This is a genomic window from Epibacterium ulvae (genome assembly GCF_018678075.1).
GTDB classification, from domain to species: domain Bacteria; phylum Pseudomonadota; class Alphaproteobacteria; order Rhodobacterales; family Rhodobacteraceae; genus Epibacterium; species Epibacterium ulvae_A.
The window spans coordinates 1-15,425 of sequence record NZ_JAHHIR010000055.1 but is presented as its reverse complement, the minus strand read 5'-3'; the positions used below and the strand labels follow the sequence as shown (position 1 = coordinate 15,425).

General features: G+C 58.5%; 14 protein-coding genes. 11 read left to right on the top strand and 3 right to left on the bottom strand.

What is annotated here, in order from left to right; translation table 11 throughout:
• Nucleotides 1–111: 111 nt before the first annotated feature.
• Both KMP13_RS13945 and KMP13_RS13940 read right to left on the bottom strand, forming a co-directional pair.
• A complete protein-coding gene (locus KMP13_RS13945) occupies nucleotides 112–1,173 on the bottom strand; it encodes an ABC transporter ATP-binding protein (protein ID WP_215266495.1) in 1,062 nt (353 codons plus the stop codon).
• A gap of 18 nt (nucleotides 1,174–1,191) precedes the next feature.
• Nucleotides 1,192–1,983: an IclR family transcriptional regulator gene (locus tag KMP13_RS13940; protein ID WP_215266494.1), complete on the bottom strand. Its 792-nt coding sequence runs from the start codon at nucleotides 1,981–1,983 to the stop codon at nucleotides 1,192–1,194.
• Nucleotides 1,984–2,132: 149 nt separating this feature from the next.
• On the opposite strand from KMP13_RS13940, the gene KMP13_RS13935 reads away from it, so the two are divergent.
• The 11 genes from KMP13_RS13935 (at nucleotide 2,133) to KMP13_RS13885 (ending at nucleotide 15,084) form a co-directional block, all read left to right on the top strand.
• Complete coding sequence (locus tag KMP13_RS13935) at nucleotides 2,133–3,386, top strand: ABC transporter substrate-binding protein (RefSeq protein WP_215266493.1); 1,254 nt, start codon at nucleotides 2,133–2,135, stop codon at nucleotides 3,384–3,386.
• Nucleotides 3,387–3,514: 128 nt separating this feature from the next.
• On the top strand, nucleotides 3,515–4,432 hold the full coding sequence (locus KMP13_RS13930) for a carbohydrate ABC transporter permease (RefSeq protein WP_215266492.1): 918 nt from the start codon (nucleotides 3,515–3,517) through the stop codon (nucleotides 4,430–4,432).
• A gap of 1 nt (nucleotide 4,433) precedes the next feature.
• On the top strand, nucleotides 4,434–5,282 hold the full coding sequence (locus tag KMP13_RS13925; RefSeq protein ID WP_215266491.1) for a carbohydrate ABC transporter permease: 849 nt from the start codon (nucleotides 4,434–4,436) through the stop codon (nucleotides 5,280–5,282).
• Nucleotides 5,279–7,339, top strand: coding sequence for an alpha-galactosidase (locus tag KMP13_RS13920; RefSeq protein WP_215266490.1), 2,061 nt, complete (start codon nucleotides 5,279–5,281; stop codon nucleotides 7,337–7,339). Before KMP13_RS13925 ends, KMP13_RS13920 begins: the two co-directional genes overlap by 4 nt.
• On the top strand, nucleotides 7,336–9,045 hold the full coding sequence (locus KMP13_RS13915; protein ID WP_215266489.1) for an IlvD/Edd family dehydratase: 1,710 nt from the start codon (nucleotides 7,336–7,338) through the stop codon (nucleotides 9,043–9,045). Before KMP13_RS13920 ends, KMP13_RS13915 begins: the two co-directional genes overlap by 4 nt.
• The gene (locus KMP13_RS13910; RefSeq protein ID WP_215266488.1) at nucleotides 9,045–9,809 is read left to right on the top strand and encodes an SDR family NAD(P)-dependent oxidoreductase; all 765 of its coding nucleotides are present in this window, start codon (nucleotides 9,045–9,047) and stop codon (nucleotides 9,807–9,809) included. Before KMP13_RS13915 ends, KMP13_RS13910 begins: the two co-directional genes overlap by 1 nt.
• Nucleotides 9,806–10,726, top strand: a complete 921-nt coding sequence (locus KMP13_RS13905) for a 2-dehydro-3-deoxygalactonokinase (RefSeq protein WP_215266486.1) — start codon at nucleotides 9,806–9,808, stop codon at nucleotides 10,724–10,726. Before KMP13_RS13910 ends, KMP13_RS13905 begins: the two co-directional genes overlap by 4 nt.
• Nucleotides 10,727–10,729: 3 nt before the next feature.
• Nucleotides 10,730–11,338: a 2-dehydro-3-deoxy-6-phosphogalactonate aldolase gene (locus KMP13_RS13900; protein ID WP_215266485.1), complete on the top strand. Its 609-nt coding sequence runs from the start codon at nucleotides 10,730–10,732 to the stop codon at nucleotides 11,336–11,338.
• Nucleotides 11,335–12,177 (top strand): SMP-30/gluconolactonase/LRE family protein, encoded by an 843-nt coding sequence (locus tag KMP13_RS13895; protein ID WP_215266484.1) that lies wholly within the window; start codon nucleotides 11,335–11,337, stop codon nucleotides 12,175–12,177. The genes KMP13_RS13900 and KMP13_RS13895 overlap by 4 nt, the downstream gene beginning before the upstream one ends.
• A gap of 15 nt (nucleotides 12,178–12,192) precedes the next feature.
• Nucleotides 12,193–14,097 carry a beta-galactosidase gene (locus tag KMP13_RS13890; RefSeq protein ID WP_215266483.1) on the top strand — a complete coding sequence of 635 codons (1,905 nt, stop codon included), beginning with the start codon at nucleotides 12,193–12,195 and terminating at the stop codon, nucleotides 14,095–14,097.
• Between the two features lie 6 nt (nucleotides 14,098–14,103).
• A complete protein-coding gene (locus KMP13_RS13885) occupies nucleotides 14,104–15,084 on the top strand; it encodes an aldose epimerase family protein (protein ID WP_215266482.1) in 981 nt (326 codons plus the stop codon).
• 201 nt (nucleotides 15,085–15,285) lie between these two features.
• On the opposite strand, the gene KMP13_RS20960 is transcribed toward KMP13_RS13885, so the two are convergent.
• On the bottom strand, nucleotides 15,286–15,425 hold a 140-nt coding region (locus KMP13_RS20960), incomplete at its 5' end, for an integrase core domain-containing protein (RefSeq protein WP_215266496.1).

Here is a 15,425-nt window from a genome sequence, read left to right as displayed (position 1 = left end):
TGGTTATGAGGCCAGACCCTAGCCAAGGACGCAGGAATTAAGTGATCCGGCACGAAAAGGGCGTTCAGATCGCTGGATCCAAACGCCCTTTTTAGAGTGCTGTGATAAGGGTCAGCGCAGACGCTGTTCCGTTTTTGCATCAAAGAAAAAAGCGTCCGCTTCGGCAAAATCCAAAGCCACGGCGGTGCCTTCCGCGATGGCCTCGTCGCCACGGGTTTCCACGATGATCTTCTCACCGGTTGGTGTCATCAGATAATCATAAGACACCCCGCCCAGACGTTCGCGCAGGTCCAACCGGATGCCATGATCGCCGGGTACAACGGTCAGATGTTGGGGGCGCAGGCCAAGGTAGACCGCGCTGCCTTCGGGGGGCAGGGTGACAGAGGTCTCGACACGCCGCCCGCCAAGGGCCGCGATTGTGACGCCGCCGTTTTCCACCACACCATTTAGAAAATTCATCGCCGGGGAGCCGATAAAGCCGGCCACGAATTTATTGTCCGGATCCTGATACAGATCCATCGGGCTGCCGACCTGTTCCACATGCCCGGCGCGCAGCACCACGATTTTATCGGCCAGGGTCATGGCTTCGACCTGATCATGGGTCACGTAGATCATGGTGGCGCCGATTTCTTTGTGCAGGCGGGCGATTTCCACCCGCATATCAACCCTGAGCTCCGCGTCCAGGTTCGACAGGGGCTCGTCAAACAGGAACACTTCGGGGCCACGAACAATGGCGCGGCCAATGGCGACACGCTGACGTTGGCCCCCAGACAAAGCCTTGGGCTTGCGTTTGAGGTAGGCGTCCAACTGCAGAATGCGCGAGGCCTCAGAGACTTTTTCTTTGACCTCGGCCTTGGGGTGGCCATTCATTTTGAGGCCAAACCCCATGTTCTCTTCGACGGTCATATGCGGGTAGAGCGCATAGGTTTGGAACACCATGGCCACGCCGCGTTCAGACGGGTCGGAATGGGTGACATCGCGGCTGCCGATATTGATCTGACCGTCGGTTGTGGCCTCAAGCCCTGCAATCATCCGCAGCAACGTGGACTTGCCGCAGCCAGAGGGGCCCACAAAGACGCAGAATTCACCGTCTTCGATCGTCAGGTCAATGTTGTGGATGACTTGGACATCGCCGTATTTCTTGACCGCTTTGGACAGCGTAACACCTGTCATTGTTGTTCCTCCTCATAATCAGCTTGGAAACTGCCAGGTCTCTGCGGCAGTTGAGATTTCAGACGCCGTTTTCAGCAGGATCGGCCGGTGGGGCAAAAGCCCGTCCAGCGATTGCCGTTGCGTGGATGTGGTGATGGACAGCGCGCCAATGACGCGTCCCGTGGCCGCCAGAATGGGGGCCGCGATGCAGATGATGCCGGGTTCGTGCTCTTCACGGTCAAAGGCGATGCCGTCGCGGCGGATCTCGCCCAGTTCGGCGCGCAACGCATCCGCCGAGGCAAGCGTGGTCGGGGTATGTGACAGGAACGCTTGGCGGCGGATTGCGTCGTCTTGCGCGTCCTGATCCAGAAAGGCGATCATCGCTTTGCCAACACCGGTACAGAAACCGGGGCCGATTTTGCCCGCCTGGCTGAACATTTCCAACGGCTGCGAGGCAGAACGTTTGTCCACGTATAAAACCTGCCCGCGATCCAACTGCGCTAAGTGGATGGTCTCCTGCACATTGTGGGCCAATTCATCAATAAAGGGGCGTGCGATCGGGGCCAGTGAGCTTTGTCGCCAAGCAGAATGCGCCAACCGCACCAGCCGCATGCCTGGGCTGTAAGTCTGGCGATCCTCGTCATAGGCGAGCATCGCCTGATTCGTTAACGTCTGCACTAACCGATACAATGTCGCCTTGGGGTGTTCAGAGATCGCCAACAGTTCGCTAAAACGGACGGGATGGCCAAATTCGGCCACTTGGTCTAATATATTCAAGGCCTTACCAACGGTTCCGTCAGCGCCGCGATCTGTTGCGTTCGGTGCAGACATTGCTCCCCCTCCTTCAAGTTTCTGCTCATAGTCGCTGCCAGCGCGTCACGAAACTGTTGACATTCTTATCCAGAATCCGTCATGGTTTCAATAGATGGAAATAGGTTCCATTATTTGATACCTTATCAGAGATCTTTGGGAGGAAGTCAATGAAAGTGTTCAAGGGGACGATTGCAGCGTTGATGCTGTCGTGCGGGTTTGGTGTGTCGGTGCAGGCAGAAAGCCTGTCGGGTACGCTCAAGATCTTTTCGGATATGGCGAACCCGGCGCCGCGTGCCGTGATGGAGGGCATGGCAGAGCGGTTTGGTGCATTGCATCCCGATCTGGAAATCGAGCTGACGGTCATTGACCGGGAAGCGTATAAGACGCAGATCCGTAACTTCCTGACGGCCAACGCCCCGGATGTTGCCAATTGGTATGCCGCCAATCGGATGAAACCTTATGTGGATGCGGGCCTGTTCGAGGATGTCTCGGAAGTTTGGGCGGATCCAATTTTTGCCGATCTGGCGTCGACCAAAGGCGCGATGACGCTGGACGGCAAACAGTGGGGCGTGCCGTATACCTATTATCAATGGGGCGTCTATTACCGCGCGGACATTTACAAAGAGCTGGGTCTCACGGAGCCTGCGAACTTTGAAGAGATGAAGTCCAACTGCGCCGCGATCATCGAGTCGGGCCGCAAATGCTTTACGCTTGGGTCCAAGAACTATTGGACCACCGGTGGCTGGTTTGACTATCTGAACATGCGCACCAATGGCCACGACTACCACGCCAAACTGACGGCGGGTGAGATCGCGTGGACGGATGAAGGCGTCCGGCAAACTTTTGCCAATTGGCGTGAGCTGATCGACATGGGCGCGTTTATCGACAATCACACCGCTTACAGCTGGCAGGAATCTCTGCCGTTTATCGTGTCAGGCGATGCGGCTGCGATCCTCAAGGGTAACTTTGCCGTGGCCCCGCTGCGTGACGCGGGTCTGGATGACAGCAAGCTCGATTTTTATCAGTTCCCTGCGATTAACCCGGATGTGGAGCTGGCCGAAGATGCGCCGACCGACACGTTCCACATTCCCTCGGGAGCCCAGAACAAGGAAGCTGCAAAAGCCTTTCTCAAGTTTGTTGTGGAAGCGGACAATCAGACGCTGATCAACAACGGAGCCAATCTGGGTCAGCTGCCAGTCAATGCTAAATCTTCAGTGGATGACGACAAATTCCTGAAAGAGGGCTTTGCGATGTTGTCCAGCAACAGCCCCGGCGGCGTTGCGCAGTTCTTTGACCGGGATGCGCCGGCGCAGATGGCCAAAGCTGCGATGGAAGGCTTCCAGGAATTCATGGTCAAGCCCGACAATCTGGACAAGATCCTGGCGCGTTTGGATCGCGCGGCCAAGCGTATCTACAAGTAACCGCAATGGGGCGGGGGCAGGCCTGTTGGCGCGGCCCCCTTCTGTTGCCTCACACGTGATTGACCTGGACGGTGGCATGTCTTTCGTCCGGGTCCCTCGCCCCGACTTCAAATTGGAGAGTGTTTCCCATGCCTTCATCGATCAAGGCAGCAACACCGCCGTCGTGGTACAAACGGAACGAGATCGCGGTGACCCCGTGGCTGTTCCTGCTGCCCGGCGTTGCGTTCTTTCTGCTCTATGTGATTTTCCCGATTTTCCAGTCCATCAATGTCTCGTTCTATGATTGGGACGGGCTGGGAGAGGCCGAGTGGATTGGCCTTGGCAATTACGAGGAGCTGTATTGGGACGACGCCTTCTATGTCTCGCTGCGCAACAATCTGATTTGGCTGGTGCTCTACCTGTTGGCCGTCCCGGCGGGCCTGTTCATCGCCTTGTTCCTGAACCAGACTGTGACGGGAATACGGCTTTATAAGTCTTTGTTTTTCTTTCCCTTCGTGATCTCGCAAGTGGTCGTGGGCCTGGTATTCACCTGGTTTTATGACCCGACATTTGGTCTGTTGAATGAATTCATCGGCCTGTTTGGTCTGGGTCCGATCAATGTGTTGGGTGATGAGCGCTACGTGACCTATGGCATTATCGCAGCCGGTATCTGGCCGCAGACGGCCTATTGCATGATCCTGTATCTCACCGGTCTGAACGCTGTGGATCCTGAACAGATCGAAGCGGCCCGGCTCGATGGTGCCAAAGGTGCGCGGCTGTTGTGGCATGTGATCATTCCGCAACTGAAGCCGGCCACTTTCATTGCCTTTGTGGTGACAATCATTGGCGCGTTGCGGTCGTTCGATCTGATTTCGATCATGACCAATGGCGGCCCGTTTGGCGAAAGCCGGGTGTTGTCCTTTTATATGTTCGAAGTGGCGCTGTCGGAATATGGCTTCCGCATGGGCTATGGCGCGTCCATTGCGGTGGTGCTGTTCCTGATCATGCTCTGCTTTATCGCCTACTTCCTCTACTCGATGTACCAAGACGACAAAGGGGGTCGTTGAGATGTTTCCCAGACCTATTGAACACTCCCCCCGCAGCTGGCAGCTGACCTATCAGGCGATGTTGCCGGCCGCGTTGATCCTGTGGCTGTTGCCCTTGCTGGCGGTTGCCGTTTTCTCGGTCAAACCGGATGCGGATTTTACGACCGGCAATTATTGGGGCGTGCCCAGCTCGTTCAACTTTGTTGAGAACTACGGCAAGGTGTTCTTTGCCTCTGATATGCCGCGCTACATGTTGAATTCGGTGCTGATCACAGTGCCGACAATGATCGGCTGTGTGGTGCTCAGCTCGATGACCGGGTTTGCTTTGGGCGTCTATAAGTTCCGCGCCAACCTTTGGGTCTTCTTTATGTTTGTGGCGGGCAATTTCGTGCCGTTCCAGATCCTGATGGTGCCGGTGCGGGATCTGACGTTGGATATGGGGCTTTATAACACCAAGACCGGGCTGGTGCTATTCCATGTGGCGTTCCAGACCGGGTTTTGCACCCTGTTCATGCGCAATTTCATCCGTGCCTTGCCGTTTGAGCTGATCGAGGCCGCGCGGGTGGAAGGTGTCGCGGAATGGCGGATCTTTTGGTTTGTGGTGCTGCCGTTGATGAAGCCTGCACTGGCGGCGATGGCAGTGTTGATTTTCACCTTTATCTGGAACGATTTCTTCTGGGCCGTGGTGCTGACCCAAGGCGCGGAAAGTCAGCCAGTGACGGCCGGCATCACCTCGTTTAACGCACAGTATCGCGCGGCCTATCATCTGATGAGTGCAGGCTCGATCGTGGCGGCACTGCCACCCGTTGCGATGTTCTTCCTAATGCAGAAGCATTTTATAGCAGGCCTTACCTTGGGAGCGGTCAAGTGAACGAGACGTTACAGACCTGGCGCATCGATGCGCCGGGGCAGACCTTAGTTTTGTCCTCCACCGGAGGTGTGCCCGGCGCGGTGTACTGGGGATCTGCTTTGCCGGCCGGTGAGGATCTGGTGGCACTGTCGCGGGCCAGCGTGATGGATGTGACGGGTGGGATGATAGATGCGCTGCCGCCGCTGAGCCTGTGCCCGGAGGCTGCGCGCAGTTTTGACGGGCAGCCGGGGTTGGTGGCCTATCGCGGTGGTCAGCCGTTGTATCCGCGGTTCCGGATGGAACAGGCGGATGGGCAGCAATTCACCTGCCGCGATCATGATCTTGGACTGGCGCTGGTCATCACGTTTGAAGTCCTGGGCGATACGTTGGTAGGCACCACCCGTTTGGAGGCTGAGGAAGATCTCACCCTGCATCACCTGGCGGCTCCTGTTGTGCCGGGGCCGCAGATGGGGGCAGAGATCGTCGATTTTGCCGGGCGCTGGATTGGTGAGTTTCAACCCCAGAGCAGCCGTTGGCGTCCCGGTATTCATATGCGCGAGGCGCGGATGGGGCGGTCAGGGCATGAACATCCGCCACTGGCCTATTTCCCTGAAATGGGCGCGACCAATACCCAAGGCACCGTTTTTGCCATGCACTATGGATGGTCCGGTGGCCATGTGATGTATGCCGAGGAGCTGGCCGATGGTCGACGTCAGATCCAATGGGGCCATGCCACCGGCACGCGCCCAAGCGGGACAGTGTTTCGCACAGCACCCTTGTATCTGGCGGTATCAGATCGGGGCATGAACGGTTGCGCGACCACGTTTCAACGTCTGTTACGGGATCACGTGGTACAATGGCCCGCGCCGCAGCGTCCCGTGCATTACAATTGCTGGGAGGCGGTTTACTTCGACCATGACCCAGAGGTTTTGCGCGACATTGCCACCCGCGTGGCGGGGTTGGGGGCGGAACGGTTTGTGTTGGACGACGGCTGGTTTGGGCGGCGCGATGATGACACGTCTTCGCTTGGGGATTGGGACATTGACCCGCGCAAATGGCCCGAGGGGTTGACGCCGTTTATCGACCACGTGGAAGCCTTGGGCATGCGGTTTGGTCTGTGGGTGGAACCCGAGATGGTGAACCTGGACAGCAATCTGGCGCGGGCGCATCCGGAATGGATTTTGGGCCCCAGTGACCAGATCGAGGGGCGTCAACAGCGGGTTTTAGATCTGTCGAAACAGGGCGTGCGGGATTACCTGTATCGCAAGCTTGCAACCCTGTTGGCCAACCACCGAATTGATTACTTGAAATGGGACCACAACCGGCTGTTGCCTATCGGATCCGCAGCGCAGACCGAGGGGGTTTATGCCCTGTTGAATGATTTGCGCAGCGCCTTCCCTGAGGTGGAGATCGAAAGTTGCGCCTCTGGCGGTGGGCGGATTGATGCGGGGATTTTGAGCCTGACCCAACGGGTGTGGTTGTCCGATAGCAATGACGCAAGCGAACGGCTGCGTATCCAACATGATGCGGCGCTGCTGTTGCCAATGGCGGTGACGGGCAGCCATGTGGGTCCGCGCGATTGCCATACCTCGGGTCGGGTGCATGACATCCGCTTTCGCGCTTGGGTCGCGGCGCAGCGGCATATGGGGTTTGAAATGGACCCACGGGAGCTGAGCGACGATGAAGCGCAGGTCCTAACCGAAGTCACCCAATGGTGGAAAGACAACCGCGACTGGATGCAGCGCGCGGATATTTTGCGGCTGGACAGCGGCGACCCGTCCATAATTGCCGAGCAGCAATTGGCCGAGGATGGCGCGCAGTTTGTGGTGTTTGCGGGCAAGGCTGCGGCCTCATCCCAGATTGTGCCGCGTCCCTTGCGGCTGACCGGACTGGTGGCAGGTACAAGATACCGGATCAAATTAACGAACCGCGGCGACGCACATCATCTGTCGCGCGGCACCCCAGTGTTGAAATCCGAAGCTTTGGAAGTCAGCGGTGTCTATTTGATGAACCACGGGCTGAATCTACCGTGGAGCTTTCCGGATCGTATGTGGGTGATTGAAGGAACAAAGCTATGACCAAGGAACGGCGCAATCGCGGCTGGTACGGGATGATGGACAAGGATGGCTTTATCCGCCGCAGCTGGATGAAGAACCAGGGTTTTCCCGATCATGCCTTTGACGGGCGACCGGTGATTGGCATTTGCAACACGTGGTCCGAGCTGACGCCCTGTAATTCGGGTCTGCGGGAGCTGGCCGAAGGGGTCAAACGCGGCGTCTGGGAGGCGGGTGGTTTTCCGGTGGAATTCCCGGCCATGTCCCTGGGCGAGACCCAGATGAAACCCACCGCGATGTTGTTTCGCAACCTTTTGGCGATGGATGTGGAAGAGAGCATTCGCGCCAATGGGATGGATGGTGTTGTCCTGTTGGGCGGCTGTGACAAGACCACGCCGGGGCAATTGATGGGTGCGGCCTCGGTCGATTTGCCGACCATCGTCGTCTCTTCGGGTCCGATGTTGAACGGCAAATGGAAAGGGCGCGATCTGGGTTCGGGCACCGATGTGCGTAAATTTGCCATGGACGTCAAAGCCGGCGACATGACGCTCAAGGATTTCATGGCCACGGAATCCGGCATGTCGCGATCCAAAGGGGTCTGTATGACCATGGGCACGGCCTCGACCATGTCGTCATTGTGTGAGGCGATGGGCCTGTCCTTGCCGATGAACGGATCACTGCCGGCGGTGGATGCGCGGCGGATGGCCTTAGCGCATATGACCGGCAAGCGGATCGTTGAGATGGTCGAGGAAGACCTGAAGCTGTCGGATGTTGTGACCAAAGCGAATTTTGAAAACGCCATTCTGGCCAATGCGGCGCTGGGAGGATCAACCAATGCGGTTGTGCATCTGTTGGCGTTGGCGGGGCGTGTGGGCGTCAATCTGACCTTGGATGATTTTGAGATCGGCGGCGAAATCCCCTTGTTGGTCAATTGTATGCCGTCAGGCAAATATCTGATGGAGGATTTCTGCTATGCCGGCGGTGTGCCGGTGGTGTTGAAAGAAATCGCCCACAAGCTGCGCGCCGCCAATACGGTGATGGGCAAAGATATCGCCCATTATTATCGAGAGGCCGAGTGCTACAATCGCGATGTGATCCACGCCTATGACGCGCCGCGCAAACCGGCGGCGGGGTTGCGGGTGTTGCGGGGCAACCTGGCGCCGCGCGGCGCCATTGTGAAACCCTCGGCGGCCTCGGATCACCTGTTGGAACACGAAGGTGCGGCCTATGTGTTTGAAACCATTGAAGAGCTGAAAGCCAATATTGACCGCGATGATCTGCCAGTGGATGAGACGACAATTCTGGTGCTGAAAAACTGCGGCCCTCGCGGCTATCCTGGTATGCCGGAGGTGGGTGATATGCCGGTCCCGGCCAAGCTGGTGAAACGGGGCGTGCGCGATATTGCACGGCTCTCGGATGCGCGAATGTCCGGCACCGCCTTTGGCACCGTGATCCTGCATGTGGCGCCCGAAGCCACGGCGGGTGGTCCCATCGCATTGGTGGAAACTGGCGACCGCATCAAAATTTCAGCCGCAACCGGGGTTTTGGAGCTGTTGGTCGATGACGCCGAGCTGGACGCACGCCGCGCCAATTGGCGCCAACCCGACCCGCATTACACCCGAGGATACGCCAAAATGTACGTCGATCACGTGCTGCAGGCGGATCAAGGGGCCGATCTTGATTTTCTGGTGGGCAAGGATACCCGCCCCGTCACACGGGAGAGCCATTGATGTCTGCAACATTTCATGACCTGACTGATACATCCGTCTTTGTCACCGGCGGAGGCTCCGGTATTGGCGCGTATCTCACTGATGGGTTTTTGGCGCAGGGGGCCAAAGTGGCCTTTGTTGGCCGTTCGGATGCTACGGGGTTTTGTGACGAGATGGAGGTCAAACACGGGGTGCGCCCCCTGTTTATCCAATGTGACATCACCGATATTGCGGCGCTCAAAGCTGCCATTGCACAAGCGAGTAGGGTCCACGGCACCGTCACAGTGCTGGTGAACAATGCCGCCAATGACAAACGCCATGACACGTTGGAGGTCGACGAGGAATTCTGGGACTGGTCGCAGTCGATCAACCTCAAAGCCTATTTCTTTGCCTGCCAAGAGGCGATTGCCGGCATGCAGGACGCGGGCGGTGGAAGCATCATCAATTTTACCTCAATTTCCTATATGATGGGCAATACGGGCTATCCGTCCTACACAACCGCCAATTCTGGGATCAACGGTATGACGCGATCATTGGCGCGGGAATTTGGACCGGACAAGATCCGGGTCAATGCCATTGCGCCGGGCTGGGTGCTGACCGACAAACAAAAAGAGCTGTGGGTGACCCCCGAAGCGCTGGCGGGGCATCTGGAGCGGCAATGCCTCAAAGAGACCCTATCTCCTGAAGATATTGTGGGGGCGGCGCTGTTCCTGGCCTCGGACGCAAGCAAGATGATGACCGGACAGGCCATGGTGGTGGATGGCGGTGTGGTGGTGACCGGATGAGCCAAACGCCGGATCAAACCACCGCCTGGGTCGCGGTTGATTGGGGCACCACCCATATGCGCCTGTGGCGGATGGCGACGGATGGTACGGTGCTGGGCTGTCAGTCCTGTAATAAGGGAATGGGACAGATCGAGCCGCACGCCTATGAGGGGATCTTGCTCGATATGCTAGCCGATCATTTGCCGCCATCCGCCGCGTTGGATGTGGTGGTTTGCGGCATGGCTGGATCGCGACAAGGCTGGGCGGAGGCACCATATGCGCCAACGCCCTGCGCGCCACCCTCGATAGAGCAGGCAACGCTTGTGCCCACCGATGATCCCCGGCTGCGGGTGCATATCCTGCCCGGTGTAAAACAGGTGGACCCCATCGACGTAATGCGCGGCGAAGAGACCCAGATCCGCGGTGTAACAGCGCGCATGCCGGACTATGACGGCGTGATTTGCCTGCCCGGCACCCATACTAAATGGGTGCGTATCAAGCAGGGCCAGATTGGTGAGTTTGCGACGTTTATGAGTGGTGAGCTGTTCACGGTGATCGGCCAACATTCGGTGCTGCGCCATTCGGTTGGAACCTCAGGTTGGGACCGGGATGCGTTTCGCACCGCCTGTCAGGGTGCGACGGATGATGCGACGTTCTTGATGCGATCGCTGTTTGGCCTGCGGGCCGGGTCTCTGTTGGCGGATCTGTCGCCAGAGGCCGCACGCGCCACATTGTCGGGCTTGTTGCTAGGGGCTGAATTGGCCGCAGCGCGGTCGTTCTGGGGCGACCGAGATGTCACAATCGTCGGCGAAAGCACGCTGTCGCAGGCTTACGGCGATGCGTTGGCATTGCAGGGCATGACGCCACAAATGATGGACGACGAAGAAACCACATTGAACGGGCTGCGCGACGCTTATGCGCAACTTTTGGAGAGTTAAGCTATGACACGTGAAATTATTGCCATCCTGCGCGGCATCACCCCGGATGAGGCCCGCGCTGTCTGTTCCGCTTTGATCGAGGCGGGTATCACCAAGATTGAGGTGCCGCTGAACTCTCCTGACCCGTTTGACAGTATTGCTCATATGCTGGACGTGGCGGGTGATCGCGCAGTGATCGGTGCGGGCACCGTGTTGCGGGTCGAGGACGTGGCGCGCCTGTCGGCCCTTGGTGCGCATATGGTTGTGTCACCGGATGCCAACCCGGATGTAATTGCAACAACCAAATCGGCGGGCATGTTGTCCTATCCCGGGGTACTTACCCCAACCGAGGCCTTTACTGCGCTGCGATCTGGCGCGGATGGGTTGAAATTTTTCCCGGCCTTCAAGCTGGGGCTTGATGGTTATAATGGCATCAAAGTGGTCCTGCCTCAGGGCACCAAAACCTATGCGGTGGGTGGCGTCGGGCCTGCGAACTTTGCCGATTGGCAGGCGGCGGGGATTACCGGCTTTGGGATCGGGTCCAGCCTGTACAAACCGGGGTTGTCTGCCTCTGATGTTGCTGCACGAGCAGTGGACATGGTTGCCGCCTATGATCAAGCATTTGGCGCATGATTGAGGTTTTTAGTTCCACATCTTGCACCCTGGGAGAGGGCGCGTTTTGGCACCCCTCCCGCAAACATTTGTTCTGGTTCGATATTCTGGGTATGCGCCTTTACACCGTTGACGCGGGTAAGGAGCGGTTTTGGGAGTTCGACGAATGTGTCTCGGCGATGGGATGGATCGACCATGACCGCGTGATTATCGCCTCAGCCAGCGGGCTGTGGGAATTTGATATTGAGACTGGCGAGCAGAGCTATTTAGCCGCGCTTGAGGCTGACAATGCCACGACACGTTCCAACGATGGACGCGCGGATCCCTGGGGCGGGTTTTGGATTGGTACCATGGGCTTTAACGCCGAACCCGGTGCTGGCGCGATCTATCGTTACTATCAGGGCAGCCTGCGCAAACTGGTCTCCAATGTGACTATTTCCAATGCGATCTGTTTCGCGCCAGATCGATCCTGCGCCTACTACACCGACACGGTCAAAGGCAAAATCATGCGCCAACCGTTGGCGCCCGAGGACGGCTGGCCCGTTGGCAAGCCTGAGCTGTTCCTGGATCTGTCCGGCGAAGATTTTGGCCCCGATGGTGCGGTTGTGGATGCGGTCGGCAATCTGTGGAACGCCCAATGGGGAGCGTCGCGGGTAGCCTGTTACGGCCCGGATGGTACCCTCTTGCAAGAGATCGCGGTGCCGACCCCGCAAGTGACGTGCCCGGCATTTGGCGGCGCGGATCTGTCGACGCTGTATATCACCAGCGCAGCGGATGGTGATTTGCCAGCCCCCGCTGGTCTGACCTTTGCAATGGCGACCAACGCCGTTGGCCAGTTGGAACATCAAGTTGAGATCTAGAAACATGAGGGCGCGATGCTCCGCACGTTAGGCACCTGTTATTACCCCGAGCATTGGCCAGAAGAGATCTGGGCCGAAGACGCCGCCCGCATGGTGGCCGCCGGTCTGACCTGGGTGCGCATTGGCGAATTTTCCTGGTCGCGGTTGGAACCTGTGCCGGGGGATTTGCGGTTTGAATGGCTTGAGCGCGCGATTGCGGTTCTGGGCGATGCGGGGTTAAAGGTGGTTTTGGGCACGCCCACCGCAACGCCGCCACGTTGGATGGTCAAACGTCACCCCGACATGTTGGCCCATGACGCCAAAGGGCGACCGCGCGGCTTTGGTTCACGCCGACATTATTGTTTCAGCCACGCCGGATATGTCGATGAATGCAAACGGATCACGCGGTTGATCGCCGAACGGTTTGGCCGCAACCCGCATGTGGCGGCCTGGCAGACCGACAATGAATATGGCTGTCACGACACCACGATCAGCTATTCACCATCGGCGCGGGCTGCGTTCCAAACTTGGCTTGAGGCGCAGTTTGATGCTGATATTCAGGCACTTAACGCCGCTTGGGGCAATGTGTTCTGGTCGATGGACTATGACGCATTTGCCGATGTCGAGCTGCCAAACCTGACGGTGACCGAGGCAAATCCGGCCCATGTGCAGGCGTTCCGCCGGTTCTCCTCCGATCAGGTGGTGGCGTTTAACCGGGCGCAGGTGGAAATCATCCGCGCGCATTCCGATGCACCGATTTCACATAATTATATGGGGCGGATCACTGATTTTGACCATTTCCAAGTGGGCGATGATCTGGAGATCGCGACCTGGGACAGCTATCCGCTGGGCTTCCTCGAAGACCGCGTGGGCGTAGATGCCGCCCTTCAACGGGCCTATGCGCGCCAGGGCGATCCGGACTTTCAGGCCTTTCACCACGATCTATACCGCGCGGTTGGCAAGGGGCGTTGGTGGGTGATGGAGCAACAGCCCGGCCCGGTCAATTGGGCGCCTTATAATCCCAGCCCGCTGCCCGGCATGGTGCGTCTGTGGAGCTGGGAGGCCTTTGCCCATGGGGCCGAGGCGGTGTGTTACTTCCGCTGGCGGCAAGCGCCGTTTGCGCAGGAACAACTGCACGCAGGCATGTTGCGTCCCGACAGCGCCGATGCTCCCGCGATGCAAGAGGCAATGGAGGTCGCAGCAGAGATCAAAGACGCGCCCGAATTGCAGCCCGTTCAAGCGCCCGTTGGACTGCTGTTTGACTATGACGCTGATTGGGCCTGGGCGACGCAGCCCCAGGGGCAGGGGCTCAGCTATTTTGGACTGGTGTTTAATCTTTATCGCGCGTTGCGGCGACAGGGCTTGTCGGTTGATATTCTGCGACCCGAGACGCGCGATTTCAGCGGTTACAAGCTGCTGTTCGCACCCGGAATGATGCATATGAGTGATGACCTGAAACAGGCCTTGGCCCAGGCTAATGCGCATGTGGTCTACGGCCCGCGCAGTGGCGCGCGGGATCAGAATTTCTGCATTCCAACGCCTTTGCCGCCGGCCTTGCCCGGATTAGACGTGACGGTTGCGCGGCTGGAAAGCTTGCGCCCCGATATGGCGATCCCTTTGGCCGATGGCGGGCAGGTCACTGGATATCTTGAAGAGCTGGAAGGCCACGCCGAGGTTGTGATGCAAACCGTGGATGGGGCAGCGGTTGTTATGGAGACGGGGCGGCAGATCTATTGCGGTGGCTGGCTGGATGAGGCGGGCTTTGACCGTTTGGTCCGCCATTGCGCACAACAAGCCGGTGTCACGGTCCGCCAAATGCCCGAAGGGGTGCGCCTGCGCGAAACTGCGACCGAGGCGTTTTGGTTCAACTATTCCAACCACGCGGTTCAGACCGATGTCGGCACCCTGCCGCCTGCTGGTGTTCTGCGACAGGAGCTGTAACGCGCAATGACACCAACCCAAGTTGCCACCGCGCCGGATGGCACTGCGATACACGAGGTGGCGATCGCAAGTGCTGCATTGCAAGCGCGAGTCTTGAGTTTCGGGGCGAGCTTGCGGGATTTGCGACTGGCGGGCGTGGCACATCCGCTGGTCTTGGGTTTTGAGGACCCGGCGGCGTATCTGCGCCAACCCGGCTGTCTGGGAGCTATTGTGGGTCCGGTGGCAAATCGGATCTCCAACGCGCGCTTTGAGTTAGACGGGCGACGTTATGCATTGGACGACAATGACAATGGGGCCACATTGCACGGTGGGTCGCAGGGTAGCGCGTGGCTGAATTGGACCATCGACCAGATCACCCCGCAATCGGTTGAGATGTCTTTGACCCTGCCCGATTTGCACATGGGGTTTCCGGGCCCATTGCACATCGGCGTCGAATACCGTGTCGAAGGGGCGGCCTTGACCGTCACCTTGCGGGCGCAATCGCCAGTGGCGGCGGTCTCTACCCTAGCGCCACATCCCTATTTCAATCTGGATGGGCGCGCGACCATTGACCGGCACCGGTTGCAGATACTTGCGGACCGGCGTTTGCCATTGGACAACGGGTTGCCGACGGGTGCTCCGATCGACGTTGCAAACCGCCCATATGATCTGCGTGCGGCGCGGCAGGTGCCAGTGGGGCTTGATGATCACTATTGCCTGTCGGAAGTCCGCACAGACCTGCGGCGCGTGGCGACGGTCTCCGCCGGTGGGATCGCCATGCATGTCCACAGTACCGAGGCGGGCTTGCAGGCCTATGACGCAGGATCTCTGTCCGCGCCGGGATTGGGCCTTGGCGGCCGGGACATGGGGCCACGGGCCGGGCTTGCGCTGGAACCACATGCCTGGGTCGACGCGCCCAATCAGCCTTGGCAGGCACAGGCCGCGATGGCTCCTGATGTGCCGAGCGTGGCTGTAAGCCGCTTTTCCTTTGTTCGCGTGGCTCGATAACGCGCCGATTGTCTGCCGCTATATAAAGGCCGAGACACCGCGCCACCCCGCCAGAACGCCCGACAATGCCATGACCCCAATTGCGATGTTGCGGTATTGATCCGAGTTAAGGCGTGTGAATGTTTCCGTACCCGCCCAAGTTCCAAGCGCCATAGCCGGGATTGAGCTACTCCCCAATCCTTGGACAGGATCTGGCGTGATTTAAGCTACTCTTTGCACCTGCTGATCGGGGTTGGTTGTGTCATTTCTCTGCCAGTAGATCACAGCGGGCGGTTTGCCGCCAAGGGCAGAATGAGGATGCTTGTGGTTGTAGAACGCGATCCACTTTCTGACACCCGCCT

What these genes read in the sequence shown, in the direction of transcription:
- KMP13_RS13945 (WP_215266495.1), bottom strand. Translation starts at nt 1,173, where the DNA reads ATGACAGGTGTTACGCTGTCCAAAGCGGTCAAGAAATACGGCGATGTC.
- KMP13_RS13940 (WP_215266494.1), bottom strand. Translation starts at nt 1,983, where the DNA reads ATGTCTGCACCGAACGCAACAGATCGCGGCGCTGACGGAACCGTTGGT.
- KMP13_RS13935 (WP_215266493.1), top strand. Translation starts at nt 2,133, where the DNA reads ATGAAAGTGTTCAAGGGGACGATTGCAGCGTTGATGCTGTCGTGCGGG.
- KMP13_RS13930 (WP_215266492.1), top strand. Translation starts at nt 3,515, where the DNA reads ATGCCTTCATCGATCAAGGCAGCAACACCGCCGTCGTGGTACAAACGG.
- KMP13_RS13925 (WP_215266491.1), top strand. Translation starts at nt 4,434, where the DNA reads ATGTTTCCCAGACCTATTGAACACTCCCCCCGCAGCTGGCAGCTGACC.
- KMP13_RS13915 (WP_215266489.1), top strand. Translation starts at nt 7,336, where the DNA reads ATGACCAAGGAACGGCGCAATCGCGGCTGGTACGGGATGATGGACAAG.
- KMP13_RS13910 (WP_215266488.1), top strand. Translation starts at nt 9,045, where the DNA reads ATGTCTGCAACATTTCATGACCTGACTGATACATCCGTCTTTGTCACC.
- KMP13_RS13905 (WP_215266486.1), top strand. Translation starts at nt 9,806, where the DNA reads ATGAGCCAAACGCCGGATCAAACCACCGCCTGGGTCGCGGTTGATTGG.
- KMP13_RS13900 (WP_215266485.1), top strand. Translation starts at nt 10,730, where the DNA reads ATGACACGTGAAATTATTGCCATCCTGCGCGGCATCACCCCGGATGAG.
- KMP13_RS13895 (WP_215266484.1), top strand. Translation starts at nt 11,335, where the DNA reads ATGATTGAGGTTTTTAGTTCCACATCTTGCACCCTGGGAGAGGGCGCG.
- KMP13_RS13890 (WP_215266483.1), top strand. Translation starts at nt 12,193, where the DNA reads ATGCTCCGCACGTTAGGCACCTGTTATTACCCCGAGCATTGGCCAGAA.
- KMP13_RS13885 (WP_215266482.1), top strand. Translation starts at nt 14,104, where the DNA reads ATGACACCAACCCAAGTTGCCACCGCGCCGGATGGCACTGCGATACAC.